The following is a 25899-nucleotide window of genomic DNA, read 5'->3' on the forward strand; positions in this document are numbered from 1 at the left end:
CCATGCTCAAGCAATACTTGTTAGTGCTGTGCCTCGGCCTGGTCGCATGCAGCGACACCGACGTCAAGCAGTACCGTGACCAGAAGCCCGAGCTGGAACTGCGGCAGTTCTTCAAGGGTCGTGTCGAGGCCTGGGGCCTGTTCCAGAAGCGCTCCGGCGAGGTGATCAAGCGCTTTCATGTGCAGATCGACAGCCGCAGCGAAGGCGAGAAATTCATCATGCACGAAGACTTCACCTACAGCGACGGCACCCGCCAGACCCGGGTCTGGACCCTGGTCCCCGCGGGGCCCGGCCTGTGGCGCGGGACCGCCGACGATGTGGTCGGCGAGGCCCGGGGTGAGGTCGCCGGCAATGCCCTGCGCTGGCGCTACGTGCTCAACCTGCCGGTGGATGGCAAGACCTACCAGGTGCACTTCGACGACTGGATGTACCTGTTGGACGAAAACACCCTGGCCAATCGTTCCTACATGACCAAGTTCGGCTTCGAGCTCGGGCAGGTGACGCTGTTCTTCCGGCGTCAGCCCGGCTGATCGGGCCGGGTCGGGGCCTCAGGACGGGTCGTCGAGAAAGCGCCCCTGGTGATCCGGGCTCGGCAGTAAACAGACGTCGAGACGGCCGAACAACCGATAGCGATTGCGCGCAATAAGGTCGTAGACCCAATCCCGCAGCGGCCGGGGAACCCCGCGCAACAGCCGCAGCCAGCGCCAGGGCGCCGGCAGTTGCGCCATCAGGCGGATAAACGCATCGGAGCGCTGGGACAGCCGGCCTTCCTCGATCAGCACCACGCTGTCGAACTGTTCGGTGGGCAGGCCGAACCAGGCCAGCAGCGCCTGGCCCTGGGGCGATTGCACCGAGGCCAGCTTGATCCGCCGCTGGCTGTCGTGGCGGATGACGAAGCGCACCGAGGCATTGCACAGCTTGCACACGCCATCGAACAGCAGCACCCGGTCGCCGGGTTGCAGGAAAGGGGGCAGAGGTTCGGGGGGCGTCGCAGTGCTGTTCACAGGGCTACCTTGGGCCAGAAAATACTCACTGCCGAAGGTTTCGGCGCAGGGCACAACCTGCGCAGCATACTCGCCTTGGCGGGGTAAATTCAGGCTTGGGTGCCCGCATTGAAACGTCTAAGCTGGGCCCCTGCGCCAATCCGCCTGGGAAATATCCGTGAAATTCAGCTTGCCGAAAATCGCCACCGCGCCCTTTTGCCCGCCGGAGGTGGCGGGTTCCGTCGCCGTCGACCCCGGCGCTTCCCTGTGGCGCCGCCTGCTGCGCTTTGCCGGCCCCGGGCTGCTGATTTCCATCGGCTACATGGACCCCGGCAACTGGGCCACGGCCATCGAGGCCGGCTCGCGCTACGGCTACAACCTGCTGTTCGTGGTGCTGCTGGCGAGCCTGGCGGGGATGGCGGTGCAGTGCCTGTGTTCACGCCTGGGGATCGCCACCGGGCGCGACCTGGCCCAGCTCTGCCGCGAGCGCTACAGCACCCGTTCGGCGCGTACCCAGTGGCTGCTGGCAGAGGTTTCGATCATCGCCACCGACCTGGCCGAAGTGCTGGGCTGCGCCCTGGCGTTCCACCTGCTGCTGGGGGTGTCCCTGAGCACCGGGATCGTCATCACCGCCTTCGACACCCTGCTGGTGCTGGCCCTGCAGAACCGCGGCTTCCGCCGGCTGGAGGCGATCATGCTGGCGCTGGTGGCGACCATTGGCGTGTGCTTCTTCATCGAGCTGCTGCTGATCAAGCCCTACTGGCCGGACGTGGCCCGGGGCTTTGTACCCTCGCTCTCGGCCATCGGCGACGCCGCGCCGCTGTACCTGGCCATCGGCATCCTCGGCGCCACGGTCATGCCCCACAACCTCTACCTGCACACCTCCGTCGTGCAAACCCGGCTGGTGGGCAACGACCGCGCCAGCCGCGCCGACGCCATCAAGCTGGCGCGGATCGACACCATCGGCTCGCTGGCCCTGGCGCTGCTGGTGAACGCGGCGATCCTGATCCTCGCCGCCGCGGCCTTCCACAACACCGGCCACAGCGATGTGGTGGAGATCCAGGACGCCTACCACCTGCTCGACCCGCTGGTGGGCGGGGCCCTGGCCAGCGTGCTGTTCGGCGTGGCGCTGCTGGCTTCGGGGCAGAGCTCGACCTTCACCGGGACCATTGCCGGGCAAGTGATCATGGAGGGTTACCTGAACCTGCGGATTCCCTGCTGGCAGCGGCGCCTGATCACCCGTGGGCTGGCCCTGATCCCGGCGTTCATCGGCGTCTGGCTGCTGGGTGACGGCGCCGTGGGCCAGTTGCTGGTGCTGAGCCAGGTGGTGCTCAGCCTGCAACTGCCGTTCGCCCTGTACCCGCTGATCCGCATGACCAACGACCGGCGCCTGATGGGCGAGTTCGTCAACCGCTGGCCGACCCGGATCCTCGCCTGGAGCCTGTTCGCCATCATCGGCGCGGCCAATGCCTGGCTGATCCTGCAAATGGCCCTGTAGGAGCCGGCTTGCCGGCGAAGGGGCCCTTGGACTCTGCACAAGCCTTGCTGCCGCCTTCGCTGGCAAGCCAGCTCCTACGGGGCGGGGCGGCGGTCCCAGTAGGGCTCGGGGCCGAATTTCTCGACGAAGAAGTCGATCACCGTGCGCACTTTCACTGACAGCCGTCGGCTGCCGGGCCAGAGGGCGGCGATCTGTTGCGGTTCGAGGCTGGTGGCCACGTCGAAGTCTTCGAACAGCGCCACCAGCCGGCCCTGGTGCAGGGCTTCGCCAATCAGCCAGGAAGGGAACATCACCAGCCCCAGGCCCTGTTCGGCGGCCTGGGTCAGGGTGTCGGCGTGGTTGCCGGTCAGCGGGCCCTTGACGCTGTAGGGCGTCCAGTCTGCCCGGCCCTGGCGGAAGAACCAGCGCTGCTGGCCGGTCTCGCCCTTGTAGGCCAGGCACTGGTGCCGCTGCAGTTGCTCCGGGTGCTGCGGGGTGCCGTGCCGGGCCAGGTACGCCGGGCTGGCCGCTACCCGGTAGCGCTGCGGGGCCAGCAGGCGCGCCTGCATCGAGGAGTCTTCCAGGGTGCCGATGCGAAACAGCAGGTCAGTGCCGTCCTGCAAGGGGTCGATGTAGCGGTCGGTCTGCTGGATATCCAGCTGCAGCTTCGGGTAGCGCCCGTGCAGTTCACCGAGCCAGGGCGACAGGTGGCGCTGGCCAAAGACCACCGGGGCGTTGATCCGCACCAGCCCGGCCGGCTCGTCTTGCTGTTCCTGCAACGCCTGTTCGGCTTCCTCCCACTGCGCCAGCACCCGCCGCGCGTGGTGCCCCAACAGGCGCCCGGCCTCGGTGGGGCTGACGGCGCGGGTGTGGCGGTAGAGCAACTGCTGGCCCAGGGCCTGTTCCATCAGTTGGATCTGCCGTGAAATGGACGAGGGCGCCAGCCCCTCGCGGCGCGCCACGGCAGAAAAACTGCCCTGGTCGAGCACGGCGATAAATAGGCGCAGGGCCTTGAAACCGAGGTCGTTGAAGCCGTGCATGGGTCGATCCTGCTGTGCGTTTTGCGCAAAGGTGTTGTCGGCATGCTCCCATTTATCGCAAAGCTTGCGCAATCGATAATGCCGGCCATTCCTTGATGTCGAGCAGGTGTTGCATGTCCTCTGAAACCATAGAAGTACCGCTGCCCAACCCGGTGGCGAGCGCTGTACCCGCTGCCGGCTGGCAGCGTCTGATGCTGTTGCCGCTGGTGATCCTGGCGGGCATGGGCCTGTCGGTGGAGGCCGGTCTGCTGGGCCCGCTGGGGAGCCAGGTGGGCCATCTGTGGGCGACCCTGAGCATCTTCGGCGTGGGCACGGCGCTGCTGTTGCTGCTGCTGTTGTTCAGCGGCCCGCAGCCCGGCCCGGCCTTCAGCCAGTTGCCGCGCTGGCAGTTGCTGGGCGGGGTGCTGGGGCCGATCTACGTGGTGGTGCTGACGTTGGCCACGCCCCATATCGGCATTGCCATGACCATGATCGCGATCCTTTCCGGGCAGGTGGGCAAAAGCGTGCTGATCGACCATTTCGGCTGGTTCGGCAGTGCCCGCAAGCCGGTCAATGCCGAACGCTGGCTGGCCCTGGCGCTGATTGTGCTGGCCCTGATCCTGATTGCCCGAGGTTGAAGATGAATCTGTTTCTATTGCTGGTTGTGGTGGTGGCCGCCGGTGCGGTGCTGAGTGTGCAGGCGGCGATCAATGGCCGCCTGGGAGAAAGCGTCGGTGTGTTGCGCAGCAGCCTGCTGACCTTTGCCGTGGGTGCCCTGATCACCGGGCTGCTGATCGTGTTTTTCCAGCCGCCCCAGGCGATGAGCCTGCTGCAGGCGCCGAAATGGCAACTGACCGGCGCGTTGTTCGGCGTGGTCTACATGCTGGTGATGGTGGGGGCCGTGCCCCGGGTCGGCACTGCGGTGGCCACGGTGGCGGTGATTCTCGGGCAGTTGGGCATGGGCATGCTGATCGACAACTTCGGCTGGTTCGGCAACCCGGCCATCGAACTGTCGCCCAGCCGCCTGCTGGCGATGCTGTGCCTGGCCCTGGCGCTGCTGTTCATGTACCGCAGCAGCGTGCGCCGCGCCTGAACCCGCTTCAATCGCGCTCCAGGCACGCGGCGCCAGCCAGTGCCACCTGGGCGTCTTCACCGGACTTGACCCCGGAAACCCCCACCGCGCCGACCACCTGGCCGCCGACGCGGATCGGCACGCCGCCTTCCAGGGAGGTGAGCAGCGGCGCCGAGAGAAAGGCGCTGCGCCCGCCATTGACCATGTCCTCGTAGGCCTTGGTTTCGCGCCGGCCGAGGGCCGCGGTGCGGGCCTTTTCGGTGGCGATATAGGCACTGATCGGCGCGCAGCCGTCGAGGCGTTCCAGGGCCAGGGGATGGCCGCCGTCGTCGACCACGGCGATGCTCACCGCCCACCGGTGGCGCTGGGCCTCGGCGCGGGCGGCGGCGAGGATGCGGCGGACTTCGTCTTGACCCAGTACGGCTTTGTGCTGCATGGCGAGCTCCAGGGGCGTGAGGTTCAGGGCAGGGCGGCTTCCAGCACTTCGATCCAGTGCCGTACCGGGGTCCGGCCGGCGCCGTCGAGGTGGCTCTGGCAGCCGATATTGGCGGTGGCAATGAGGTCCGGCTGGCCGCTTTCCAGGGCCTGCAGCTTGTCGTCCCGCAGTTGCCGCGCCAGCGTCGGCTGGGTCAGCGAATAGGTGCCCGCCGAACCGCAGCACAAGTGGCTGTCGGGCACCGCGGTGAGGTGAAAACCCAGGCGTTGCAGCAGGCGTTCCACGGCGCCGCCGAGCTTCTGCGCGTGCTGCAGGGTGCAGGGGCAGTGGAAGGCCAGGCGCTGGTCGCTGTGGGCGCCGAGCTGTTCCAGGGGTTCGTCCCGCAGCACTTCCACCAGGTCCCGGGCCAGGGCACTGACGCGCTGGGCCTTGCTGCGGTAGGCCGGGTCATGGGCCAGCAGGTGCTGGTAATCCTTGATGAAGGCGCCGCAGCCGCTGGCGGTCTGGACGATGGCTTCGGCCCCCAGTTGCAGGTGCGGCCACCAGGCGTCGATATTGCGCCGGGCGCGCTGCAGACCGGCTTGCTGGGCATCCAGGTGATAGTCCACCGCGCCGCAGCAGCCGGCCTCGCTGACCGGTTGCACGCTGATGCCCAGGCGATCCAGGACCCGCGCTGCGGCGGCGTTGGTATTGGGTGACAGCCCCGGCTGCACGCAGCCTTCGAGCAGCAGCACGCGCCGTGCATGGCGCATGGGCGGACGCGGTTTGGCGCTGGGCACCTGGCGCGGCAGCTTGTCCTGCAGGGCCTGGGGCAATAGCGGGCGCAGGCGGCTACCGCCATGGATCAGGGCCTTGAACAGCTGCGGGTTGGCGCTCAGTGCCCGCAGGCCGCGGCGCAACAATTGCTGGCCGGCGGGCCGGGGCAGGGCGGCATCCACCGCGGCGCGGCCGATGTCCAGCAGGTTGTGGTAGTCGACCCCGGAAGGGCAGGTGCTTTCGCAGTTGCGGCACGACAGGCAGCGGTCCAGGTGCTGCTGCGTCTGGGCGGTGGCCGGGGCGCCTTCGAGCACCTGCTTGATCAGGTAGATGCGCCCCCGCGGGCCGTCCAGCTCATCGCCCTGCAACTGGTAGGTGGGGCAGGTGGCGTTGCAGAAGCCGCAATGCACGCAACTGCGCAGGATGCGCTCGGCTTCGGCGGCCCGGGGCAGTTGCCGGGCCTCGGGGCTGAGGGTGGTCTGCATGGTCTAGAGCTCCGCGTAGAGTCGGCCGGGGTTGAAGATCCCTTGCGGGTCCAGCTGGGCCTTGAGGCGCTGGTGGTAGTGCAGCAGGGTCGGCGCCAGGGGCTGGAACGGGCTGTCCAGCAGGCCGTGGCTGTAGCAGCTGGCGTGGCCGCCAACGGCGCTGACAACGGCGCGGATGTCGGCGGCCGTGGCATCGGTCTTCAGCCAGCGCTGGGCGCCGCCCCAGTCCAGCAGTTGTTCGCCGGGCAGGGGCAGCAGCGGCGTGTTGTGCGGCACCGACAGGCGCCACAGCGGCGGGCCGGGGTTGAAGAAGTCCAGTTGCTGCTCGTTGAGCTGGCTCCAGTAGCCCGGGTCCAGGGGCTCGCCGCCGAGCCGGTCATGGGCCGCCGCCACCGAGCCTTCACCGCCCTCCAGGCGTAGGTGCAGGCGTTCGCCGTCATGGCAGGCGGCGCTGATGGGCAAGGGCTGCTGGCCCCATTCGGCAAGCTGGGCGAGGGCCCGCTGGCGGTCCATTTCCAGGCTCAGGCTCAGGCATTGCCGGGGCTTGGGCAGGACCTTCAGCGAGACCTCGGTGACCAGCCCCAGGCAGCCGTAGCTGCCGGCCATCAGCCGTGACAGGTCATAGCCGGCGACGTTCTTCATCACCTCGCCGCCAAACCGCAGGTGTTGGCCGCTGCCGCTGATGACCCGGGTGCCGAGGACGAAATCGCGCACCGCCCCGGCCCAGGGCCGGCGCGGCCCGGACAGGCCGCTGGCGAGCATGCCGCCCAGGGTCGCGCCCGCGCCGAAGGACGGCGGTTCGCAGGGCAGCATCTGCCCGGCGGCGTCCAGGGTGGCGTGCAGCTCGGCGAGCGGCGTACCGGCCCGGGCGCTGATCACCAGCTCCGTGGGGTCGTAGCTGACGATGCCGCGATGGCTGCGGGTATCGAGTATTTCCCCGGCACTCTCGCGGCCGAGAAAGGCTTTGCTGTTGGAACCCTGGATGCGCAGCGCGGTGTCGCTCGCCAAGGCATCGCGCACCTGTTCCAGCAAGGTCTCGGCGGCGTCGAAATCGCTGGCCACGTTCATCAGAATCGCTCCAGTTCGGGGAAGGGCAGTTGCCCGTGGTGGATGTGCATGGCGCCAAATTCGGCGCAGCGGTGCAGGGTCGGGATGTTCTTCCCCGGGTTGAGCAGGCCGCTGGGGTCGAAGGCCGCCTTGATGGCGTGGAACAGGGTCAGCTCGTGGTGGTTGAACTGGGCGCACATCTGGTTGATTTTCTCCCGGCCCACCCCGTGTTCGCCGGTGATGCTACCGCCCACTGCCACGCACAGTTCGAGGATCTTGCCCCCCAGGGCCTCGGCCCGCTCAAGCTCGCCGGGCTGGTTGGCGTCGAACAGGATCAAGGGGTGCATGTTGCCGTCGCCGGCATGGAACACGTTGGCCACCCGCAGCTGGTGTTCGTCGGCCAGGCGGGCGATGCCCCGCAGCACCCCCGGCAGCTCGCGGCGGGGAATGGTGCCGTCCATGCAGTAGTAGTCCGGGGACAAGCGCCCCACCGCCGGGAAGGCGTTCTTGCGCCCGGCCCAGAAACGCACGCGCTCGGCCTCGTCCCGGGCCAGGCGCACCTCGCTGGCGCCGGCCCGTTCCAGCACCTGGCGCACCCGCTCGCAATCGTCGTGGACATCGGCTTCCACGCCGTCCAGCTCGCACAGCAGGATGGCCTCGGCGTCCACCGGGTAGCCGGCATGGATGAAATCCTCGGCGGCGCGGATCGCCAGGTTGTCCATCATCTCCAGGCCGCCGGGGATGATGCCCGCGGCAATGATGTCGGCCACGGCGCGGCCGGCGGCTTCCACCGAGTCGAAGGCCGCCAGCAGCACCTTGGCGATCTGCGGCTTGGGCAGTAGCTTGACCGTGACTTCGGTGATCACCCCCAGCAGGCCTTCGGAGCCGGTGAACAGCGCCAGCAGGTCGAAGCCCGGCGCGTCCAGGGCCTCGCTGCCCAGGGTCAGGGGCTGGCCTTCGACGCTGAGCATCTGGACCTTGAGCAGGTTGTGCACGGTCAGGCCGTATTTCAGACAATGCACGCCGCCGGCGTTTTCCGCGACATTGCCGCCAATCGAACAGGCGATCTGCGAAGAGGGGTCGGGGGCGTAGTACAGGCCGAAGGGCGCGGCGGCCTGGGAGATCGCCAGGTTGCGCACCCCGGGCTGGAGCCGGGCGCAACGGGCGGCGGGGTCGATCTGGAGGATTTCCTTGAAGCGCGCCATCACCAGCAGCAGGCCCTTTTCCAGGGGCAGGGCGCCACCGGACAGGCCCGTGCCGGCGCCCCGGGCCACCACCGGCACCCGGTGGGCGTGGCAGATCTGCAGGATGCGCTGCACCTGGTCCAGGTGCCGGGGCAGGGCCACCAGCATCGGCGTGCTGCGGTAGGCGCTCAGGCCATCGCATTCGTAGGGTTTGAGCTGTTGCTCCTGGTCCAGCAGCTCCAGCTCCGGTAGCTGCTGGCGCAGGGCCTGGATCAGGGCCTGGCGGTCGACGTCGGGCAGGGCGCCATCGAGGCGTTCGTCGTAGAGAATCGTCATGGCGGCTAAGGACCTTGTGTGGTTTTTATCAGGTCGCGAATGCTGTACGGCTGCCTTGCATGATTGGCCCGGCGGGCTTTAGTGTCCATGTGCGTTAGCAGTGGTCGAACCACTTTGTTTTCCAGGGCAGGCCGGGGTTTTTCCGAAAGATCAGGTTTTTCAAAAGCTTGGCGGGCGCGCGGAAATAGCCGGACAAATGGCACAGGGCTGGTCATACCAGTGGGAGGAAGCATGCAGGACACGCAAGCGGGGCGTCGGCCCCAGGTGGCGGACCTGGTCTGCGCACGGATCGAGCGGCTGATCGTCGACGGGGTATTCAAGACCGGCCAGTTGCTGCCCTCGGAACGGCGCCTGACGGCCAAGCTCGGGGTTTCGCGCACGGCTCTGCGCGAGGGCCTGAAACTGCTGCGGGCGCGGGGCATCATCGACACTCGACAGGGCCGCGGCTCCCAGGTGGCGCAACTGTCGGCCCCGGCGGCGCAGTCGCCGCTGATGCATCTGTTCAGCTCCCAGCCCCGCACCCTCTACGACCTGCTGGAAGTGCGCAGCCTGCTTGAAGGCGAGTCGGCGCGGCTGGCGGCCCTGCGCGGCACCGAAGCGGATTTCGTGCTGATCGAGCGCGCCTACCAGGCCCTGCTGCAGGCCCATGAACAGGCCCTGGAGCCCGCCGCCCTGGCGCGCCTGGACCACGCCTTTCACCTGGCGATCTGCGAGGCCTCGCACAACCCGGTGCTGGTGCAGACCCTGGGCTCGCTCACCGACCTGCTGCTGAACTCGGTGTTCGCCTCGGTCAACAACCTCTATCACCGCCCGGCGCCCAAGCGCCAGATCGACCGCCAGCATGCGCGGCTGTACAACGCAGTCACCGGGCGCCTGCCGGAACAGGCGCGCAAGGCGGCGGTGGCGCATATCCAGGGCATTGCCCGCAACCTCAGGGACATCGAGGACGAAGAACAGCGGCTGGTGCGCGCTACCTTGCGTTTGCAGGGCTGGGAGTGAGGGGCCGACCATCAGTCGCGTGCGCCCTGGCCGGGCGGTGCCTTGGCCTAACCTGTGGGGACTCGGCCCGAGCGGGGCGCTCGGTGAAGCACCCGCCCAAAGGCCCGAGCCTTGAACCCTAGGAGCCATGCCATGTCCACGCAAACCTGTGCCTGCCCGGCCTGCACCTGCAAGCTGGGCGCCCATGCCATCGTCCGTCACGGTAAGCACTACTGCTGCCAGGCGTGCGCCGACCATCACGCCCACGGCGAGCCTTGCGCTTCCACCGAAGGCTGCAAATGCGCCAAGGGCGCCCACGGCTGAGGGGGGATCGGCGGGTGGGGCCGTGCGGCTCCACCCGCGTTGCTGCGTCCTAGACCGAAGGGCGCCAGGTGACGTTTTCGATACCGAACTTTTCGGCCATGGGCTTGCTGGTCTTCTTCACCCGTTCGCGGCCGAAACGTCCTATCCGACCCACTCCAGCGTCGCAACTGGCCCAGTGCCAGGCCTCGGCGTTGTCCATCTTTTCCTGGCGGATGATGAAGGACTTGGGGGCGCCGTGGAGGGTGTATTCGATGACGAAAAGTTTTGCGTTGTTCATAAAGCCTTTGTTCCTCCCTGTGATCTTTTAGTGATCCTGGGGCGGCGGAAAAATTCACTCTGATTGTCCGTCCGGGCTACCGACGGTCATGGGCCGCCAGCCGCTCTATCCGAATGGATTCCCGAGCGGCGCCCAGGCCTTCATCCGGATGGGCGCGGCAGCGGTTGGCGGCGCCCCGGGCGGCTGGTTACCATGGGCGCCCGCCGACCTGCCGCGACCTTGCCATGGCCCTAGCCGCACCCCCCGACCTCAGCGACCCCGCGATCCCGGTGCAACCCCTGGCCCGCACCTATCCGCGGGGCTTGTTCATCGAGCCCCATGAACACGATTGGGGCCAGTTGCTCTACGCCATGAGCGGGGTGATGTGGGTCGAGACGCCCCATGAAGCCCTGGTGGTGCCGCCCCAGCGCGCGGTGTGGTTGCCGCCGGGGGTGAGCCACGGGATTCGCGTGGTCAGCGACCTGCAGATGCGCAACATCTACTTGCGCCCGTCCCTGGCGGCGACCCTGGACCCCAGCGTCCAGGTGCTGCAGGTGGACAACCTGCTGCGCGAATTGATCGTGCGCCTGGTGGAACTCGACCCGCCGCAGCCGGAGTACTACGAGGCGCTGGTGGGGCTGGCCCTGCTGGAACTGCGCCGGGCTCACCGCTCGCAATTGAAGATAGCCCTGCCGGACGCCTCCGACCGGCGCCTGGGCAGCCTGTGCCAGGCGGTGATGGCGGCGCCGTCCCTGGCCATCTCCTTTGAACAGCACGCCGATGCGGCGGGGGCCAGCGTGCGCACCCTGGCGCGGCTGTTCAAGGAGCAGTTGGGCGTGGGCTTTGCCGAATGGCGGCGCCAGGTGCAACTGGCCACCGCTGCCGCGGAGCTGATCCAGGGTGTACCGGTGAGCCGCATTGCCCGGGAGCTGGGTTATTCCCCCAGCAGCTTCAGCGACATGTTCCGCCGGGAACTGGGTGTCGCGCCTTCCCAGTACGCCAGCGCCAACCAGGTGTAGCCGCTGCCACAGGCTCGGGCCGCGTTCGGACGAACGGCTCCGCAGGAGACGCGGCAATCTCAAAGCCGCCATAGGTTCGTCGGGATATCGCCAAGCAAGGCCCTTCGGTCCTTTTCGCAGCTTCGCAGGCTCAGCAGCGGCTACAGGGACTGCCTGGCGTCGTGTAGCCGCTGCCGCAGGCTCGGGCCGCGTTCGAACGAACGGCTCCGCAGGAGACGTGAAGATCCGGAGAGCGCCGGATGTGCATCAGGCGGACGCCAGCCAAGCGACCGCCAGGGTTTCGGCCTTGGCCGAAATCCTGAAGCACTTGGCCGATGCCGCGGGACCGTGCCACCTAGACTGTGCCGCACACGCCACTTCACCCCGGCATGAGCCGCACGGCCTCTGGAGCGCAGCATGAACTACCTGATTTCCCTGGCCGCCGGCCTGTTGGTCGGCCTGCTTTACGGCGCCTTGCAGGTGCGTTCTCCGGCGCCGCCGGCAATTGCCCTGGTTGGCCTCTTGGGCATGCTCGGCGGTGAGCAGTTGTGGCCCCTGGGGCGCCAGTTGCTCGGGAGCTGGCTGTCCTGAACACGCATTTTTCCTTTCTCCCCCGACTCATGGAACCGACGATGAAAGCACTGCAATTTTCCGCCACCGGCGACCTCGCGGCCCTGCACGTAGTGGACCTGCCCACCCCGGTACCGGGTGCTGGCCAGGTGCTGGTGCGCATCAAGGCCGCGGGCCTCAACCCCAGTGATGTGAAGAACGTCCTCGGGCGCTTTCCCTACACCACACTGCCGCGGGTGCCCGGGCGGGACTTTGCCGGGGTGGTGGAGCAGGGGCCGGCGCAACTGCTGGGCCAGGAAGTCTGGGGCACCGGCAAGGAGCTGGGCTTCTTCGCCGACGGCAGCCATGCCCAGTACGTGGTGCTGTCCGCCCAGGGCGTGGCCCGCAAGCCACGGCACCTGAGCTTTGCCCAGGCCGCAAGCCTCGGGGTGCCCTACACCACAGCCTGGGATGCCCTGGAGCGCAGTGGCGTAGCCCGTGGCACCCGGCTGCTGGTGATCGGCGGCGGCGCGGTGGCCTCGGCGGCCCTGGCCCTGGCCAAGGTGCGCGGCGCCCGGGTGCTGGCGGCGGCGCGCCGGGTGGAGCAGGTCCAGGCGCTTGAAGCCCAGGGCTACCCGACCCTGCACCTGCAACAGCCGGAAACCCTGGCGGCCCAGGTGGCCGAAGTCTATGCCGGCGGTGCCGAGGTGATCTTCGACACCACCGGCTTCTGGCTGCCGGCCTCGGTGCCGGCCCTGGCCACCTTTGGCCGCATCGCCATCATCGCCGCCCCGGTGGACGGCCATGTGCAACTGCCGGCTCTGGCGCTGTACCGCAAGGGGGGCTCGGTGGTGGGGATCAACTCGCTGTTGTATGGCGTAGAGGCGTGCGCGGCGATGCTGGAGCAGTTCGGCCGCTATTTCGATGAAGGCCTGCTGCCGCTGCCGGAAGGCCTGGTGGAATCGCCGCTGGAGCGGGGGCTGGAGCGTTATGCCGAAGTGAACCAGGGGCGCGGCGAAAAAATTATCCTCATCCCCTGAGCGCAGCGGCCATCCCTGCGTAGGAGCCCGCTTGCTGGCGAAGGGGCCCTGAGATCGCCTTCGCCGGCAAGCCGGCTCCTACGGGGGATGCGTGCGCCGTGTGTCCTGTGTAGGAGCCAGCTTGCTGGCGAAGGGGCCCTTGAGATCGCCTTCGCCGGCAAGCCGGCTCCTACGGGGGATGCGCGCGCTGTGTGTCCTGTGTAGGAGCCAGCTTGCTGGGGAAGAGGGCCCAGAGATCGACTTCGCCGGCAAGCGGAACGCCGCCTGGCCGCTCCCGGGAGAGAAATCAGGTCTCGGGCACGCCCTTTTCCCAGGCCGACCAGTTGCCGAGGATGTCCTGCACCAGCGGATTGCCGGCCCGGTAGAGGTTCTCCAGGGCCGGGACAAAGCCGCCCTGGTCGGCGTACTTGAGCAGGTTGTCCACTTCGCTGGCCCCCGGGGCCGGGCGGTCGAAGTCGGAACCGGCGCGCACCACCGCCAGGCGCTGAATGTCCAGCAGGCCCTCGCGGCTGGCCCGCAGCAAGGCTTCGTAGGTGGAGTTGTCTTCCTGCTGGGTGGTGCAATAGGTGCCTTTGTTGTCGGTCAGCAAGCGGGTCCAGACCTCCGCCCGTTCGCTCAGGCGGGTGCCGGAAAACCAGGTGTTGCCCGCCAGGGTGTCGCAACGGGTCACCACCGGTGGCTGGTTGGCCGGGGCCTTGGGGTATTTCAGGCGCCAGGCCGCCGACTCCTTGCTCTCGCTCAGGGCCACGTTGCGGCTCAGGGCGAAGGCCTTGGCCTGGAGCTTGGGGTTCAGCTCGAAGACTTCGGTCTTGTAGTCCAGGGGCGGTTTTTCGTTGGGGCCCTTGGTGTTGATCCCCAGGTAGCCGGTGGGCCAGCCCTCGGGCGCATCCCGGGAGTCGATTTCCCACTGGGTGCCGAACTCCACTAGGTAATGGGCCCAGGCGGCGGTGCCGATGGTGCCGTGCTGGGGGCTGATGCCGGCGATCCCGGCAATCAGGAAATAGCTTTTGCGCAGGTCGAACTTCGGCGACAGGGCCAGCGCCAGGGTTGACGCCGCGGCGTTGGTCTGGCCCATGCCGGTGGTCAACAGGCACACGTCCCGGTCATTGCAGCGAATGCTCGGGTACTCCGCCGCCAGCCCCGGCACGCGAATCTCGCGCTTGAGCTCCAGGCGCTCGATCCAGTGCTGCGCTTCCGGCGCGAACATGCTGATCAGCACCACCTTGGGCTTGATCGGTGCCTCACTGGCCCAGGCGCCGCTAGCCACCAGTGCACTCAAGCCCATTGCCCACGAAACCTTTTGAATCCCACGCATACAACCTCCATGACTGCCGTTAACCGGCGCTTATCCTGCCTGATCCAGGTTGCAACTCATCGCAACCGCTCTTGTCTTGCCGCTGCTTTAAAACTGATAGCCAACCCCGGCGTAATAGCCCCAGCCATTGGAGCGGGCGCGGAACTCGCCGTCGCCGAAATTCAGCACGCTGCCATCCTCCCAGTTGCCGCCGTTGTGGAAGTAGCGGCCCACCAGGGTGAAGCGCAGGTGGGTGAAGGAATAGAGCAGCACGTTGGTGGCCACCGTGGCGTTGGCGGTGCGGGCCGGGTTGTCCTTGTGCAGGTCGGAGCCGAAATCGAAGTTGGTGAAGCCGATGTAGGTCAGCGAGGCACCGTTGCTGAAGCTGTCGATGGGCACGATGTATTTCAGCTGGGCGCGGTAGCCGTCCCAGGAGTATTCGTTGCTGGCGCCGTAGTTTTCCCACTGGTAGCGGCCATAGAAGTTGGCCGAGAGGTTGACCCGCGAATGGGTGTCAATGTCGGTGCCCAGGCCGCTGTACAGGGTGTTGGCGCGGTTGGCGGTGCGGCTACCGTGGTCGTAGATCCAGTCGAAGGCCACGTACCACTCCTTGAACGGGCCGATGGCCAGGCTGCGGCCGGCCAGGTAGTCGATGGAGATTCGCGGCTCGTGCTCCATGAACAGCGGCGAGCCGTGGTCCCAGATGCCCTTGTCGTGGCTGTTGCCGATGTCGAGGATCTTCGGCAGGTCGATGTAGCCGTACAGCTCGAAGGGGCCCTTGCGCCCGAAGTATTCGTATTCCAGGTAGATGTCGTCTGCCGGGCGCGGGCCGAAGCTGATGTCCTTGCTGCCGATGAGCATCAGGTCCTGGTTGTACCAGTCGGAGAGGTAGGCGCCCTGTTTGGCCGGTTGCACATCGGCGCTCAGGCTTTCGCCCTGGGCCGAGTCGTCCGCCGGGGCGGCGGGGGGCTGGGCGAAGGCGCTGGGTAGACCCGTAACGCCGGCCAGCCACAACGAAACAGCCAGGGTACGGCAGGACGCATGGCGTCGCAGAGGGTTGAGCATGGAAAGTCCCTGTTCTTGCAGTGTGAAGTCCCTTGTGCTCGACACTTCGAAAGAAGGCGGCGAACACCCACAAAATTACAACTCGCAAACGTTTGCATATGGCGTACCAACTTGAAACAGCGGCTTGCGACAAAGGCGTGAATGGCCGCGGGATTGGCGCTTGGGGCGGGGTGCGTGCCGATGGCGGGGAGGGCCGGGCGCTGCAGGCCTGGGCAATGCCCGGCCCCCAGGCCCGGCGCTGGTGCAGGCGCGCAATGCTAGAGTGCGCCACTTACCCGCCACCACCTCGGGAGTGACCATGGAGCTGTCCGACCACCTGCTGATGCTTGAACGCCAGTTGCAACAGGCCGAAGTGCGTGCCGATCGCCAGGCGCTGGAGGCCTTGCTGGCCGATGACTTTCTTGAATTCGGCGTCAGCGGCGGGCGCTGGGACAAGGCCCAGGTGCTGGCCAGCCTGCCGCAGCAGGTGTTCATCGAACGGCGCATCAGCGAGTTCGCCGTGCAGTGCCTGGGGGCCGAGCTGGCCCAGGTCACCTACCTGTGCCATAACGCCGCAGCGCCCGGGCGGGCGGCCAGCAGTGCCTGGCGCAGCTCGCTGTGGCGCTGCCAGGAGGGGCGCTGGCAGATGCTGTTCCATCAGGGCACGCCGCGGCCAAGTGCCTGAGGGCTCTGCTAGAATCCCGGTCCCAGACTTGACGAGGTGCCCCATGAGCGAGCCGATTCGCCTGACCCAGTACAGCCACGGAGCCGGCTGCGGCTGCAAGATTTCCCCCCAGGTACTGGAGGTGATCCTGGCCGGCAGCGGGGCGCAGAACCTCGACCCCAAGCTCTGGGTCGGCAATGCCTCGCGCGATGACGCGGCGGTGTACGCCATCGATGAAGAGCGCGGCGTGGTCTCCACCACCGACTTCTTCATGCCCATCGTCGACGACCCCTTCGACTTCGGCCGCATCGCCGCCACCAACGCCATCAGCGACATCTACGCCATGGGCGGCGACCCGCTGATGGCGATTGCCATTCTCGGCTGGCCGGTGAACGTGCTGGCCCCGGAAATCGCCCGGGAGGTGATCCGCGGCGGTCGCGCGGTGTGCGACGCCGCGGGCATTCCTCTTGCGGGCGGGCACTCCATCGATGCGCCGGAGCCGATCTTCGGCCTGGCGGTCACCGGGCTGGTGGAAAAACGCTTCATGAAGCGCAACGACACCGCCACCGCCGGTTGCCTGCTGTACCTGACCAAGCCCCTGGGGATCGGCGTGCTTACCACCGCCGAGAAAAAGGGCAAGCTGCGCAGCGCCGACATCGGCCTGGCCCGGGACTGGATGTGCACCCTGAACAAGCCAGGCAGCCGTTTCGGCAAGCTCGAAGGGGTGACCGCGATGACCGACGTCACCGGTTTCGGCCTGCTCGGGCACCTGGTGGAAATGGCCGACGGCAGTGGCCTGACCGCGCGCATTCACTACGACCGCGTACCGCGCCTGCCGGGGGTCGAATACTACCTGGACCAGGGCTGTGTGCCCGGTGGCACCTTGCGCAACTACAGCAGCTACGCCGACAAGGTCGGGCGAGTGCAGGAACTGCACAAGCGCGTGCTCTGCGACCCGCAGACCAGTGGCGGGCTGCTGGTGGCGGTAACCCCGCAAGGCAATGCCGAATTCCTGGCCCTGGCGGCGGAACTGGGCCTGGAACTGGCGCCGATTGGCGAGCTGGTAGAGCGACAGAGCCACGCGGTCGAGGTGTTCTGATGTCTCTGGACTGCACCGACTACCGCGAGATCTTCCTCAACGACCGGCCGATGATGGACACCCGCGCGCCGATCGAATTCACCAAGGGCGCCTTTCCCGGGGTGCTCAACCTGCCCCTGATGACCGACCAGGAGCGCCAACGGGTCGGCACTTGCTACAAGCAGCAAGGGCAGCAGGCGGCGATTGTCCTGGGGCATCAGTTGGTGTCCGGCGACATCAAGCAACAGCGCATCCAGGCCTGGGCCGATTTTGCCCGGGCCCATCCCGACGGCCTGCTGTACTGCTTCCGTGGCGGCCTGCGCTCGCAGATCGTCCAGCAGTGGCTCAGGGAAGCGGGCATCGACTACCCGCGGGTTGGCGGCGGTTACAAGGCCATGCGTACCTTCCTTCTGGACACCACCGAACAGGCGTTGCAGCAGTGTGATTTCGTCCTCCTGGGGGGCATGACCGGCACCGGCAAGACCCAAGTGCTGGGCCAGTTGGACAACGCCCTGGACCTGGAAGGCCACGCCAACCACCGCGGCTCCAGCTTCGGCCGCCGCGCCACCGGCCAGCCGAGCAACATCGACTTCGAAAACCGTCTGGCGGTGGACCTGCTGAAAAAGCGTGAGCGCGGCGTGCAGGCTTTTGTCCTGGAAGACGAAAACCGCATGATCGGCAGCTGCGCCTTGCCGCTGCCGCTGTACCAGAGCATGCAAGGCTTGCCCATGGTCTGGCTGGAAGACCGCCTCGACAGCCGGGTGCAGCGCATCCTTGACGACTACGTGGTCAACCTCAGCGCCGAGTTCGTGGCCGTGCATGGCGAAGAAGGTTTTGCCCTGTTTGCCGAACGCCTGCTGGAAAGCCTGAACAAGATCCACAAACGCCTGGGGGGCGAGCGTCACCAGCGCCTGTTCCTGCTGATGGAAGCGGCCCTGGAGGAACAGGCCCGCAGCGGTGACGTGGAGCTGCACCGGGCCTGGATCGAAGGCTTGCTGGGCGAATACTACGACCCGATGTACGCCTTCCAGCGCGAGAGCAAGGGCGCGCGGATCGAGTTCAGCGGCGAGCACGGCGCCGTGCTCGATTACCTGCGCCAGCGCTCACCGCGCTGATTCGTTCGCCGGCAAGCCGGCTCCTACAGGGCAGCTCCCACCAACCGTAGGAGCTGGCTTGCCAGCGAAGGGGCCCGCGAGATCGCCTTCGCCGGCAAGCCGGCTCCTACATGGGCAGCTCCCCACCGACCGTAAGAGCTGGCTTGCCAGCGAAAGGGCCCTCCAGCCCTACAACAACGCCGCACCAATCAACCCGCAGACAATCCCCACCAGCATGGTCAGCACGGCCACGGTCACCAGCACCCGGGCATCGAAATCCTTGCGCAGCATCAGCAGCGACGGCAGGCTGATGCTCGGCAGGGTCATCAGCAGGGCCACCGCTGGGCCTGTACCCAAGCCCAGGGTCATCATGGTCTGGACGATGGGAATCTCCGCTGCTGTGGGGATCACGAACAGGGTCCCGGCAATCGCCAGCGGCACCAGCCACCACAGGCTGTCACCCATGGCGCCGTCGATATGGGGGAACAGCCAGACCCTCGCTGCGCCCAGCACCAGTACCGCCAGCACGTAGATCGGAATGGTGCTCCAGAACAGCTGCCACAGGGTCTTGCCCCAGCGGCTGAGGAACGGCTGGTCGTTCAGCGTGCTGGCTTCCACCACCGCATCCACCGCGGCTTCGGGCAGTTGCTCGGGGCCGGCGACACGCTGCGCCACCAAGGACACGCCCAACACCAGGACAATGCCCGCCACCAGGCGCAGGGCGGAAAAGCCCCAGCCCAGGACAAAGCCCATGAACACCAGGGTGGCCGGGTTGAGCACCGGGTTGGCGATCCAGAACGCCAGGGCCGCACCCACCGAAACCTTCTGCCGGCGCAGGCCAGCAGCCACCGGCGCGGCGCAGCAGGAGCACATCATGCCCGGCAGGGCGAACAGGCCGCCGCGCAGGGTCGAGCCGAAGCCGGCACGGCCGAACAGGCGCAGCAGCCAATCCCGGGGAATCAGCACCTGCAGCAGGGAACCCAGGATCACCGCCAGCACCGCAGCCTTCCAGATGGCCAGGAAGTACACCTGGGAATAGGCCAGGGCGGCGCTCCAGGGCGAGCTCTGCTGATCGTTGAGGATCGAGGCGCCGATGCTGTGGCTGTCGGCGGCGACAAAGGCCTTGAGGTAGTAGGGCGACCACTTCACGTAATACAGGCCGATGGCGGCGACCAGCAGGAACAGCAGGGGTTTGCACCAGAACGCCCAGCCGCGGTTGGGCTGGGTGGAGGCGAGGTTGGACATGAAAGGTATTCCGCACGAGGACAATAAGCGCGAATTGTAGCCGCTGGCGCTGGCGCGCTGCGAACCGATCTCGTCCGGCCTTGCCTGGCGATCCCCCGTCGGGAGGTCATCGGCCTTGAGAACGCTGCGTCCCTACGGGCCGTTCGTCCGAACGCGGCCCGAGCCTGCGGCAGCGGCTACACCAATCTTGGATCGGCACTGGCCCTGTAGCCGCTGCCGAGCGTCAGCGAGGCTGCGCAAAGGCCCGCAGGGCCTTGCCTGGCGATCCCCCGTCGGAACTCTGTCGGCCTTGAGAGCGTCGCGTCCCTACGGGCCGTTCGTCCGAACGCGGCCCGAGCCTGCGGCAGCGGCTACACAAATCCCTGATCGGCACTGGCCCTGTAGCCGCTGCCGAGCGGCAGCGGGGAGCGATTTTCAGAGGGTGCGAATCGAGGTGCGGATGGCCCGGGCGCATTCGATCACCGAGGGCGCGAGTTTGCGTTCGGCTTCTTCCAGGGTCCAGCGGCTGCTGGGCACCACCACGTGCACCGCGGCCACCGGCAGGCCCTGGCTGCCGAGGATCGGCGCGGCAATGCTCATGTCCCCCAGGAACAGCTCTTCCGGGTTCAGGGCGTAGCCGCGACGCTGGGTGGCGTCGATCTCGCGCTGGATGTCCGCCAGTTCGGTCAGGGTGTGCCGGGTGTGGGCCTTGCGCTCGCTGGCTTCGAGAATCTGGGTGGCCTCGGCGGCGGGCAGGGCGCTGAGGTAGGCGCGGCCCGAGCCGGTGCAGTACATCGGGATACGACTGCCGATGGGCATGTGGATGGGGATGAACTTGGGCGCCACGAAGCGCGCCACATAGACCATGTCCAGGCCATCGGGCTCGGTGAGGTTGGTGGTTTCCCCGGTGATCTGGGCCAGCTCGGCGAGGAAGGGGTTGGCCACGTCCACCAGGGTGTCGGCGGCCAGGTAGTTGTAGCCGATCTCCATCACCCGCGGGGTCAGCTGGAAGCGCTTGGTCTGCGGGTGCTTACGCACGTAGCCCAGCTGTTCCAGGGTGTGGATCATGCGCTGCGCCGAGCTTTTGTTGATGTCGGCGGCCGTGGCGATTTCCGCCAGGTTCATGGTCCGTTGCGCGGCGTTGAAGGCCCGCAGCACCGCCAGGCCCTTCTCCAGTGACTGGTTGAAAAGGGAGTTGTTGTTATCGCTCATGACCAGTCCTTTCAGGTTATTTTGTGTTTTTAATATCGATATTCGATATTTATAAATCTCTTTACGATTTTTGTAAATTGTTTATAGTCGGGTTCATGCCTCCTGCCTTCCACACCAGAGGCTATCCATCACGGACTTCAAACAATAAAACCGTCCAATGGGAGATTCGCCATGCACACCCGCACTCGCGTCCTTGCACCCGCTGTTTTCGCATTCTGTTGCGCCCTTGGCCTGGGCCTTTCGGCGTCGGCCCAGGCCGAGCCGCTGTACAAGGTCGGGGCCACCGCCACCGGCATTCCCTTCACCTTCCTTGACGTCAAGAGCCAGAGCATCGAGGGCATGATGATCGATGCCGCCCGGGCCGTGGGCAAGGCCGGCGGTTTCGCCGTGGACATCCAGCAGACCACCTTCGCCGCGCTGATCCCGTCTCTGACCTCGAACAAGATCGACATCATCTCCGCCGCCATGCTGCGCACCCCGGTGCGCGAGAAAGTGGTGCAGTACTCCGACCCGGTGTTCAGCTACGGCGAGGGCCTGATCGTCAAGGCCGACGACACCAGCGACTACCGCCGCATGGAGGACCTGGCCGGAGAAACCGTCGGCGCCCAGGTCGGCACGGTGTTTATCGACGAGCTGAACAAGCGTGGGATCTTCAAGGAAGTACGCGGCTACGACTCGATTCCCGACCTGATGCGCGACCTGGCCCTGGGGCGGATCAAGGCCGGTTTCGCCGACCGGCCGATCCTCGCCTACCAACTGGCCCAGGGCACCCAGAACAAGGTGCGGCTGGTCAAGGGCTACCAGCCGGTGGTCATGGGCGATGTCTGCCTGATCGTGCGCAAGGGCGATGCCCAGACCCTGGCCGAGGTCAATCGCGGGATCGCCGCGATCAAGGCCGACGGCACCCTGGACCGCATCATCGAGCACTGGAAGCTCAACTGATCCAGTCGCGGCCCGGCGCCTGGCCCGGGTCCCTTTCCTGCTGATTAAACGGGTCTCTCCATGTTTCTCCAGAACGCTCTGGACTTCCTGCCCATTCTGTTGAAAGGCGCAGTGGTCACCCTGCAGGTTACCGTTGGCTCCTTCGTGCTCAGCTCGCTGATCGGCCTGGTCTTCGCTCTGATGATGGTGTCCAAGGTGCGCTCGGTGGCGTTGTTCGCCATCGGCGTGGTCAACGTCATTCGCGGGCTGCCGATCATCGTCCAGCTGTTTTACATCTACTTCGTGCTGCCGGATTTCGGCATCCAGCTCACCGCCATGCAGGCCGGGGTGATCGGCCTGGGCATCGCCTACTCGGCGTACCAGGCGGAAAACTTCCGCGCCGGTATCCAGGCCATCCACCAGGGCCAGATCGAGGCCGCCGAATCCATCGGCATGCGCGGGCCGATGATCATGCGCCGGGTGGTGCTGCCCCAGGCCCTGCGCATCGCCTTGCCGCCCTATGGCAACACCCTGGTGATGATGCTCAAGGACTCGTCCCTGGTGTCCACCATCACCGTGGCCGAGATGACCCGGGCCGGGCAGCTGATCGCTTCCTCGACCTTCGAGAACATGACCGTCTACACCCTGGTGGCCTTGCTCTACCTGGCCCTGAGCCTGCCGCTGTCCTTTGCCCTGCGCCGCCTGGAAGCGCGCATCAGCACCCGGAGAAAGCCATGATCCAGATCAAGGGCGTACACAAGAGCTTTGGCAACGTGGCGGTGCTCGAAGGCATCGACCTACAGGTGCACAGCGGTGAAGTGGTGTGCCTGATCGGGCCCTCGGGGTCCGGCAAGTCGACCCTGCTGCGCTGCATCAACGGCCTGGAAAGCTACGAGCAGGGCGACATCCTGGTGAGCGGGGCGCGGGTCGACCGGCAGGCCAAGAGCATCCATGAACTGCGTACCCGGGTGGCCATGGTGTTCCAGCGCTTCAACCTGTTTCCCCATCGCACGGCCTTGCAGAACGTCACCGAGGGGCCGATCTACGTCAAGAAACAGGACCCCCGGCAAGCACTCCTGCGGGCCGAGGCGCTGCTGGAAAAGGTCGGCCTGGCCCATCGCATGCACGCCTACCCGGACGAGCTTTCCGGCGGCCAGCAGCAACGGGTGGCCATTGCCCGGGCGCTGGCCATGGACCCGGAGGCAATTCTCTTCGACGAACCGACTTCGGCGCTGGACCCGGAACTGGTGGGCGAGGTGCTGGCGGTGATGCGCAAGCTGGCCGACGAGGGCATGACCATGATCGTGGTCACCCATGAAATGGGCTTTGCCCAGGACGTGGCAGACCAGGTGTGCTTCCTCCACAGCGGGCGCATCGTCGAGGCCGGCCCGGCCCGAACCGTGCTCAGTACCCCGAGCCACCCGCGCACCCAGGACTTCCTGCGGCGCTTGCTCAACCAGGGCGCGGAGGTGCAGGCATGAGCGCATCCGAGCCCCTGCGCATGCCGCCCTCGCTGTGGGCGGCCACGGCCATGCCGGCCGAGCACACCCCGGCACTGGCCGAGGACCGGGAGGTCGATGTGGCGATTGTCGGCGCCGGCTACACCGGGTTGGTGAGCGCCCTGCGCCTGGCCCAGAGCGGTGCCAGCGTCTGTGTGCTGGATGCCGGCGAGCCCGGCTGGGGCGCCTCCGGGCGCAACGGTGGGCAGGTGATCCCCGGGCTCAAGTTCGACCCCGAGCAACTGCTGGCCAAGTTCGGCCCGGTACAGGGCGAGGCGCTGGTCGATGCCGTGGGTGGCGCGGCCGATGAAGTGTTCGAGCTGATCAAGGAACACGGCATTCGCTGCGACGCCACCCGCAAGGGCTGGATCCAGCCGGCGTTTTCCGGCGCGGCGATGCACACCCTGGAGCAGCGCGCCGAGCAGTGGCGCCAGCGCGGCGTGGCCGTGGAGTTGCTGGACAAGGCCGCCGTGAGCCAGCGCATCGGCAGTTCGCAATACCTGGGCGGCTGGGTCGACCCGCGGGCCGGCAGCCTACACCCGCTGAACTACGCCCGGGGCCTGGCCCGGGTGGCGATGGGGCTGGGGGTGAGCATTCACGGCCAGAGCCGGGTCCGGAAGCTGCAGCGCGATGGCGGGCGCTGGACCCTGGAGACCGACCGCGGCGCTCGGGTGCGTGCCTCGAAGGTACTGCTGGCGACCAATGGCTACACCGACGACTTGTGGCCGGGGTTGCGCCAGACGGTGATCGCCGCCAACAGTTTCATCATCGCCACCCGGCCGCTGCCTGCCGAGCTGCGCCAGAGCATCCTGCCGGGCGGCGAGGTGTGTTCCGATGCCCGGCGCCTGCTGCTGTATTTCAAGCAGGACGCCCAGGGGCGCCTGCTGCTGGGTGGGCGCGGGCCGTTTTCCGAGCCGCGCCGGGATGCCGACTGGAACCACCTGGAGCGTTCGTTGCTGAACCTGTTTCCGCAATTGGCGGGCGTCCCCATCGAGTATCGCTGGAGCGGGCGCGTGGCCCTGACCCCGAGTTTTCTGCCGCAGTTGCACGAGCCGGCGCCGGGGCTGTCGATCCTGCTGGGCTACAACGGGCGCGGCATTGCCTTGTCGACCCTGCTGGGCAGGCACCTGGCGGCGCGGCTGACGGGAGCGGGGCAGGGTTTTCCTTTCCCGGTCACGCCGTTGCGGCCGATTCCGCTGCACGGCCTGCAACGCCTCTACCTGGGGGCGGGGATTGCCTGGTACCGGTTGCTCGACGCCCTGGGCTGATCAGCTCGGGCAATCCTGCTCGCCGCCGTCCAGGCCCTGTTTGTAGCTCTGGCTGTGCAGGCTGGCCTTGCCGTTGCGCCAGGTCAGGGTCAGCACGTACAGCGAGTCGAAGTCGCTGGAGGCCCAGTCTTCGGTGATCGGCTGCTGTTCGCCCACGGCTTCTTCGGCGACCTTGTTGATCAGCTCCGGCAGGTAGCCGTGGGACCAGGCGGTGTAGATGATCGAGTTGTGGTAGCGGTCATGCAGCAGCTCGTCCGCCAGGTCGCTGGTGTCATTGGCGGCAAAGTCGATGTTCACCGGCAGGCCGAGCTTGATGGCGCTGGGGCTGATGGTCATCAGCGGGCGGATATAGCTGTAGGAGTTGTCCAGCTCGCCTTCCTCGACGTTGCGCGTGGGGTTGGCGGCGAACACGTACTGCGCCTTGCCGAATTTCTCCGGCAGCAGCGAGGCCAGGTCGATGGCCCGGTTCAGGCCCTGGCAGTTGAGCTGCCCGAGGCCGCCGGCGGGCTTTTCCGCGTGGCGCAGGAACACCAGGGTCTGGGTGCCGTCCACCGGTTGCGCGCGGCTGGCGCTGGATTCCAGGGACAGGCACAGGGCGCTGCCCAGCAACAGGGCCGGCAACGGCAGGTAGCTGCGGTGCTTGAAGTGGCGGGCAAGGCGGCGGGGCAGGTTCATGGTGCGGTCATTCTTCAAGTGCGATGCGTGAGGCTGACAAACCCATGCTCCCTGTCGTTGCTCATGGCCTGATCGGGCCGTGGCTTATGAGTCCCTGAACGGCTTTTGGTTCGATTGCAGGCAGCTTAAGCGCTGCATGTTGCCGATTTAAGAAAACCCGGCGGATAATTCCCCGCCGTTGCCCATCCGTGGCGCCACCCCCCTTTGATTGAGACTGGAAGCCTGTCATGAGCGATCTTTCCGCCTTTGCCGTCACCCAGAAATGGCCTGCGCAATTCCCTGAGTGGATTCAGTTGTATTCCTTGCCGACCCCCAACGGGGTCAAGGTCTCGATCATGCTCGAAGAGATCGGCCTGCCCTATGAGGCGCACCGGGTCAGCTTCGAGACCCAGGACCAGATGACCCCGGAGTTCCTCAGTGTCAGCCCGAACAACAAGATCCCGGCGATTCTCGACCCCCACGGCCCGGGGGACCAGCCGCTGGCGCTGTTCGAGTCGGGGGCGATCCTGATCTACCTGGCGGACAAGAGCGGGCAACTGCTGGCCCAGGAGTCGGCGGCGCGTTATGAAACCATCCAGTGGCTGATGTTCCAGATGGGCGGCATCGGCCCGATGTTCGGGCAGGTGGGGTTCTTCAACAAGTTTGCCGGCAGGGAGTACGAGGACAAGCGGCCGTTGGAGCGCTACGTGAACGAGGCCAAGCGTCTGCTGGGGGTGCTGGACAAGCACCTGGGGGGGCGCGAGTGGATCATGGGCGAGCGCTACACCATTGCCGATATCGCGACCTTTCCGTGGATTCGCAATCTGATCGGGTTCTATGAGGCGGGTGAATTGGTGGGCATCGACAACTTCCCCGAGGTCAAGCGAGTGCTGGCCAAATTCGTGGCGCGCCCGGCGGTGATCCGCGGGTTGGAGATTCCCAAGGTTTCTTGACGCACGCACGCCCTGTAGCCGCTGCCGCAGGCTGTGCACGAGCGCGCAGCGGTG

At 66.8% G+C, this 25899-nt stretch carries 29 protein-coding genes; 17 read left to right on the forward strand and 12 right to left on the reverse strand.

Features of this window, described 5'->3' with window-relative positions; translation table 11 throughout:
* Nucleotides 1-2: 2 nt before the first annotated feature.
* Nucleotides 3-530: a DUF3833 domain-containing protein gene (locus AC1RGE_RS01315; protein ID WP_011060558.1), complete on the forward strand. Its 528-nt coding sequence runs from the start codon at nucleotides 3-5 to the stop codon at nucleotides 528-530.
* Between the two features lie 18 nt (nucleotides 531-548).
* On the opposite strand, the gene AC1RGE_RS01320 is transcribed toward AC1RGE_RS01315, so the two are convergent.
* Entirely contained in the window at nucleotides 549-1004 is a 456-nt protein-coding gene (locus tag AC1RGE_RS01320) for a thiol-disulfide oxidoreductase DCC family protein (protein ID WP_011060559.1), read from the reverse strand.
* A gap of 178 nt (nucleotides 1005-1182) precedes the next feature.
* Here AC1RGE_RS01320 and AC1RGE_RS01325 point away from each other — a divergent pair, with 178 nt between their 5' ends.
* Complete coding sequence (locus AC1RGE_RS01325) at nucleotides 1183-2481, forward strand: Nramp family divalent metal transporter (RefSeq protein WP_162470471.1); 1299 nt, start codon at nucleotides 1183-1185, stop codon at nucleotides 2479-2481.
* A gap of 74 nt (nucleotides 2482-2555) precedes the next feature.
* Here AC1RGE_RS01325 and AC1RGE_RS01330 read toward each other — a convergent pair whose 3' ends face one another.
* Nucleotides 2556-3500: a LysR family transcriptional regulator gene (locus AC1RGE_RS01330; protein WP_011060561.1), complete on the reverse strand. Its 945-nt coding sequence runs from the start codon at nucleotides 3498-3500 to the stop codon at nucleotides 2556-2558.
* Between the two features lie 113 nt (nucleotides 3501-3613).
* Here AC1RGE_RS01330 and AC1RGE_RS01335 point away from each other — a divergent pair, with 113 nt between their 5' ends.
* A complete protein-coding gene (locus AC1RGE_RS01335) occupies nucleotides 3614-4117 on the forward strand; it encodes a DMT family transporter (RefSeq protein WP_011060562.1) in 504 nt (167 codons plus the stop codon).
* Between the two features lie 2 nt (nucleotides 4118-4119).
* The gene (locus tag AC1RGE_RS01340; protein ID WP_011060563.1) at nucleotides 4120-4572 is read left to right on the forward strand and encodes a DMT family transporter; all 453 of its coding nucleotides are present in this window, start codon (nucleotides 4120-4122) and stop codon (nucleotides 4570-4572) included.
* A 7-nt stretch (nucleotides 4573-4579) separates the two neighbouring features.
* Here AC1RGE_RS01340 and AC1RGE_RS01345 read toward each other — a convergent pair whose 3' ends face one another.
* The 4 genes from AC1RGE_RS01345 to glcD are packed head-to-tail and all read right to left on the reverse strand — an operon-like array spanning nucleotide 4580 to nucleotide 8795.
* Nucleotides 4580-4987 carry a heme-binding protein gene (locus tag AC1RGE_RS01345; RefSeq protein WP_492583070.1) on the reverse strand — a complete coding sequence of 136 codons (408 nt, stop codon included), beginning with the start codon at nucleotides 4985-4987 and terminating at the stop codon, nucleotides 4580-4582.
* Nucleotides 4988-5010: 23 nt separating this feature from the next.
* Nucleotides 5011-6228, reverse strand: coding sequence for a glycolate oxidase subunit GlcF (glcF, locus tag AC1RGE_RS01350; RefSeq protein WP_346625257.1), 1218 nt, complete (start codon nucleotides 6226-6228; stop codon nucleotides 5011-5013).
* 3 nt (nucleotides 6229-6231) lie between these two features.
* The gene (gene glcE / locus AC1RGE_RS01355) at nucleotides 6232-7296 is read right to left on the reverse strand and encodes a glycolate oxidase subunit GlcE (RefSeq protein WP_072451394.1); all 1065 of its coding nucleotides are present in this window, start codon (nucleotides 7294-7296) and stop codon (nucleotides 6232-6234) included.
* Nucleotides 7296-8795, reverse strand: a complete 1500-nt coding sequence (gene glcD / locus AC1RGE_RS01360) for a glycolate oxidase subunit GlcD (protein ID WP_011060567.1) — start codon at nucleotides 8793-8795, stop codon at nucleotides 7296-7298. Before glcD ends, glcE begins: the two co-directional genes overlap by 1 nt.
* Before the next feature lie 231 nt (nucleotides 8796-9026).
* Here glcD and glcC point away from each other — a divergent pair, with 231 nt between their 5' ends.
* Entirely contained in the window at nucleotides 9027-9794 is a 768-nt protein-coding gene (gene glcC / locus AC1RGE_RS01365) for a transcriptional regulator GlcC (protein ID WP_011060568.1), read from the forward strand.
* Nucleotides 9795-9926: 132 nt separating this feature from the next.
* A complete protein-coding gene (locus AC1RGE_RS01370; protein WP_015635060.1) occupies nucleotides 9927-10097 on the forward strand; it encodes a hypothetical protein in 171 nt (56 codons plus the stop codon).
* 49 nt (nucleotides 10098-10146) lie between these two features.
* Here the strand turns inward: AC1RGE_RS01370 and AC1RGE_RS01375 are convergent, their stop codons facing one another.
* Nucleotides 10147-10374, reverse strand: a complete 228-nt coding sequence (locus AC1RGE_RS01375) for a DUF6555 family protein (protein ID WP_011060569.1) — start codon at nucleotides 10372-10374, stop codon at nucleotides 10147-10149.
* A gap of 224 nt (nucleotides 10375-10598) precedes the next feature.
* Between AC1RGE_RS01375 and AC1RGE_RS01380 the strand changes: the two genes are divergently transcribed.
* The 3 genes from AC1RGE_RS01380 to AC1RGE_RS01390 all read left to right on the forward strand — a co-directional run bounded on the left by AC1RGE_RS01380 (nucleotide 10599) and on the right by AC1RGE_RS01390 (nucleotide 12940).
* A complete protein-coding gene (locus AC1RGE_RS01380; RefSeq protein WP_011060570.1) occupies nucleotides 10599-11372 on the forward strand; it encodes an AraC family transcriptional regulator in 774 nt (257 codons plus the stop codon).
* A gap of 396 nt (nucleotides 11373-11768) precedes the next feature.
* Nucleotides 11769-11942, forward strand: a complete 174-nt coding sequence (locus tag AC1RGE_RS01385) for a DUF1427 family protein (RefSeq protein ID WP_015635062.1) — start codon at nucleotides 11769-11771, stop codon at nucleotides 11940-11942.
* Between the two features lie 41 nt (nucleotides 11943-11983).
* Nucleotides 11984-12940 carry a quinone oxidoreductase family protein gene (locus tag AC1RGE_RS01390; protein ID WP_053157584.1) on the forward strand — a complete coding sequence of 319 codons (957 nt, stop codon included), beginning with the start codon at nucleotides 11984-11986 and terminating at the stop codon, nucleotides 12938-12940.
* 286 nt (nucleotides 12941-13226) lie between these two features.
* Here the strand turns inward: AC1RGE_RS01390 and AC1RGE_RS01395 are convergent, their stop codons facing one another.
* On the reverse strand, nucleotides 13227-14255 hold the full coding sequence (locus tag AC1RGE_RS01395; protein ID WP_337153466.1) for a purine-nucleoside phosphorylase: 1029 nt from the start codon (nucleotides 14253-14255) through the stop codon (nucleotides 13227-13229).
* Nucleotides 14256-14342: 87 nt separating this feature from the next.
* Nucleotides 14343-15299, reverse strand: coding sequence for a nucleoside-specific channel-forming protein Tsx (locus tag AC1RGE_RS01400; protein ID WP_015635066.1), 957 nt, complete (start codon nucleotides 15297-15299; stop codon nucleotides 14343-14345).
* 262 nt (nucleotides 15300-15561) lie between these two features.
* On the opposite strand from AC1RGE_RS01400, the gene AC1RGE_RS01405 reads away from it, so the two are divergent.
* Genes AC1RGE_RS01405 through mnmH form a run of 3 tightly spaced genes read left to right on the forward strand, consistent with a single transcriptional unit; the run spans nucleotide 15562 to nucleotide 18135 of the window.
* Nucleotides 15562-15963 (forward strand): nuclear transport factor 2 family protein, encoded by a 402-nt coding sequence (locus tag AC1RGE_RS01405; protein ID WP_239690425.1) that lies wholly within the window; start codon nucleotides 15562-15564, stop codon nucleotides 15961-15963.
* A gap of 43 nt (nucleotides 15964-16006) precedes the next feature.
* The gene (gene selD / locus AC1RGE_RS01410) at nucleotides 16007-17041 is read left to right on the forward strand and encodes a selenide, water dikinase SelD (protein WP_015635068.1); all 1035 of its coding nucleotides are present in this window, start codon (nucleotides 16007-16009) and stop codon (nucleotides 17039-17041) included.
* A complete protein-coding gene (gene mnmH / locus AC1RGE_RS01415) occupies nucleotides 17041-18135 on the forward strand; it encodes a tRNA 2-selenouridine(34) synthase MnmH (protein WP_492583072.1) in 1095 nt (364 codons plus the stop codon). Before selD ends, mnmH begins: the two co-directional genes overlap by 1 nt.
* A gap of 168 nt (nucleotides 18136-18303) precedes the next feature.
* Here the strand turns inward: mnmH and AC1RGE_RS01420 are convergent, their stop codons facing one another.
* Complete coding sequence (locus tag AC1RGE_RS01420) at nucleotides 18304-19359, reverse strand: permease (protein ID WP_248766040.1); 1056 nt, start codon at nucleotides 19357-19359, stop codon at nucleotides 18304-18306.
* Nucleotides 19360-19773: 414 nt separating this feature from the next.
* The gene (locus AC1RGE_RS01425) at nucleotides 19774-20550 is read right to left on the reverse strand and encodes an IclR family transcriptional regulator (RefSeq protein ID WP_492583074.1); all 777 of its coding nucleotides are present in this window, start codon (nucleotides 20548-20550) and stop codon (nucleotides 19774-19776) included.
* 171 nt (nucleotides 20551-20721) lie between these two features.
* Between AC1RGE_RS01425 and AC1RGE_RS01430 the strand changes: the two genes are divergently transcribed.
* The 4 genes from AC1RGE_RS01430 to AC1RGE_RS01445 are packed head-to-tail and all read left to right on the forward strand — an operon-like array spanning nucleotide 20722 to nucleotide 24238.
* On the forward strand, nucleotides 20722-21492 hold the full coding sequence (locus tag AC1RGE_RS01430) for an ABC transporter substrate-binding protein (protein WP_019094199.1): 771 nt from the start codon (nucleotides 20722-20724) through the stop codon (nucleotides 21490-21492).
* Nucleotides 21493-21552: 60 nt separating this feature from the next.
* On the forward strand, nucleotides 21553-22209 hold the full coding sequence (locus AC1RGE_RS01435; protein ID WP_011060581.1) for an amino acid ABC transporter permease: 657 nt from the start codon (nucleotides 21553-21555) through the stop codon (nucleotides 22207-22209).
* The gene (locus tag AC1RGE_RS01440; RefSeq protein ID WP_492583076.1) at nucleotides 22206-22952 is read left to right on the forward strand and encodes an amino acid ABC transporter ATP-binding protein; all 747 of its coding nucleotides are present in this window, start codon (nucleotides 22206-22208) and stop codon (nucleotides 22950-22952) included. Before AC1RGE_RS01435 ends, AC1RGE_RS01440 begins: the two co-directional genes overlap by 4 nt.
* Entirely contained in the window at nucleotides 22949-24238 is a 1290-nt protein-coding gene (locus AC1RGE_RS01445; protein WP_019094198.1) for an NAD(P)/FAD-dependent oxidoreductase, read from the forward strand. Before AC1RGE_RS01440 ends, AC1RGE_RS01445 begins: the two co-directional genes overlap by 4 nt.
* Here AC1RGE_RS01445 and AC1RGE_RS01450 read toward each other — a convergent pair whose 3' ends face one another.
* Nucleotides 24239-24913, reverse strand: coding sequence for a histidine phosphatase family protein (locus AC1RGE_RS01450; protein WP_492583078.1), 675 nt, complete (start codon nucleotides 24911-24913; stop codon nucleotides 24239-24241).
* Between the two features lie 227 nt (nucleotides 24914-25140).
* Here AC1RGE_RS01450 and AC1RGE_RS01455 point away from each other — a divergent pair, with 227 nt between their 5' ends.
* Nucleotides 25141-25845 carry a glutathione binding-like protein gene (locus AC1RGE_RS01455; protein WP_011060585.1) on the forward strand — a complete coding sequence of 235 codons (705 nt, stop codon included), beginning with the start codon at nucleotides 25141-25143 and terminating at the stop codon, nucleotides 25843-25845.
* Nucleotides 25846-25899: the final 54 nt, after the last annotated feature.

This window comes from Pseudomonas sp. GW823-FHT02C05 (genome assembly GCF_058797595.1).

What these genes read in the sequence shown, in the direction of transcription:
- AC1RGE_RS01315 (WP_011060558.1), top strand. Translation starts at nt 3, where the DNA reads ATGCTCAAGCAATACTTGTTAGTGCTGTGCCTCGGCCTGGTCGCATGC.
- AC1RGE_RS01330 (WP_011060561.1), bottom strand. Translation starts at nt 3,500, where the DNA reads ATGCACGGCTTCAACGACCTCGGTTTCAAGGCCCTGCGCCTATTTATC.
- AC1RGE_RS01335 (WP_011060562.1), top strand. Translation starts at nt 3,614, where the DNA reads ATGTCCTCTGAAACCATAGAAGTACCGCTGCCCAACCCGGTGGCGAGC.
- AC1RGE_RS01340 (WP_011060563.1), top strand. Translation starts at nt 4,120, where the DNA reads ATGAATCTGTTTCTATTGCTGGTTGTGGTGGTGGCCGCCGGTGCGGTG.
- AC1RGE_RS01345 (WP_492583070.1), bottom strand. Translation starts at nt 4,987, where the DNA reads ATGCAGCACAAAGCCGTACTGGGTCAAGACGAAGTCCGCCGCATCCTC.
- glcF (WP_346625257.1), bottom strand. Translation starts at nt 6,228, where the DNA reads ATGCAGACCACCCTCAGCCCCGAGGCCCGGCAACTGCCCCGGGCCGCC.
- glcE (WP_072451394.1), bottom strand. Translation starts at nt 7,296, where the DNA reads ATGAACGTGGCCAGCGATTTCGACGCCGCCGAGACCTTGCTGGAACAG.
- glcD (WP_011060567.1), bottom strand. Translation starts at nt 8,795, where the DNA reads ATGACGATTCTCTACGACGAACGCCTCGATGGCGCCCTGCCCGACGTC.
- glcC (WP_011060568.1), top strand. Translation starts at nt 9,027, where the DNA reads ATGCAGGACACGCAAGCGGGGCGTCGGCCCCAGGTGGCGGACCTGGTC.
- AC1RGE_RS01370 (WP_015635060.1), top strand. Translation starts at nt 9,927, where the DNA reads ATGTCCACGCAAACCTGTGCCTGCCCGGCCTGCACCTGCAAGCTGGGC.
- AC1RGE_RS01375 (WP_011060569.1), bottom strand. Translation starts at nt 10,374, where the DNA reads ATGAACAACGCAAAACTTTTCGTCATCGAATACACCCTCCACGGCGCC.
- AC1RGE_RS01380 (WP_011060570.1), top strand. Translation starts at nt 10,599, where the DNA reads ATGGCCCTAGCCGCACCCCCCGACCTCAGCGACCCCGCGATCCCGGTG.
- AC1RGE_RS01385 (WP_015635062.1), top strand. Translation starts at nt 11,769, where the DNA reads ATGAACTACCTGATTTCCCTGGCCGCCGGCCTGTTGGTCGGCCTGCTT.
- AC1RGE_RS01390 (WP_053157584.1), top strand. Translation starts at nt 11,984, where the DNA reads ATGAAAGCACTGCAATTTTCCGCCACCGGCGACCTCGCGGCCCTGCAC.
- AC1RGE_RS01395 (WP_337153466.1), bottom strand. Translation starts at nt 14,255, where the DNA reads ATGCGTGGGATTCAAAAGGTTTCGTGGGCAATGGGCTTGAGTGCACTG.
- AC1RGE_RS01400 (WP_015635066.1), bottom strand. Translation starts at nt 15,299, where the DNA reads ATGCTCAACCCTCTGCGACGCCATGCGTCCTGCCGTACCCTGGCTGTT.
- selD (WP_015635068.1), top strand. Translation starts at nt 16,007, where the DNA reads ATGAGCGAGCCGATTCGCCTGACCCAGTACAGCCACGGAGCCGGCTGC.
- mnmH (WP_492583072.1), top strand. Translation starts at nt 17,041, where the DNA reads ATGTCTCTGGACTGCACCGACTACCGCGAGATCTTCCTCAACGACCGG.
- AC1RGE_RS01420 (WP_248766040.1), bottom strand. Translation starts at nt 19,359, where the DNA reads ATGTCCAACCTCGCCTCCACCCAGCCCAACCGCGGCTGGGCGTTCTGG.
- AC1RGE_RS01425 (WP_492583074.1), bottom strand. Translation starts at nt 20,550, where the DNA reads ATGAGCGATAACAACAACTCCCTTTTCAACCAGTCACTGGAGAAGGGC.
- AC1RGE_RS01430 (WP_019094199.1), top strand. Translation starts at nt 20,722, where the DNA reads ATGCACACCCGCACTCGCGTCCTTGCACCCGCTGTTTTCGCATTCTGT.
- AC1RGE_RS01435 (WP_011060581.1), top strand. Translation starts at nt 21,553, where the DNA reads ATGTTTCTCCAGAACGCTCTGGACTTCCTGCCCATTCTGTTGAAAGGC.
- AC1RGE_RS01440 (WP_492583076.1), top strand. Translation starts at nt 22,206, where the DNA reads ATGATCCAGATCAAGGGCGTACACAAGAGCTTTGGCAACGTGGCGGTG.
- AC1RGE_RS01445 (WP_019094198.1), top strand. Translation starts at nt 22,949, where the DNA reads ATGAGCGCATCCGAGCCCCTGCGCATGCCGCCCTCGCTGTGGGCGGCC.
- AC1RGE_RS01450 (WP_492583078.1), bottom strand. Translation starts at nt 24,913, where the DNA reads ATGAACCTGCCCCGCCGCCTTGCCCGCCACTTCAAGCACCGCAGCTAC.
- AC1RGE_RS01455 (WP_011060585.1), top strand. Translation starts at nt 25,141, where the DNA reads ATGAGCGATCTTTCCGCCTTTGCCGTCACCCAGAAATGGCCTGCGCAA.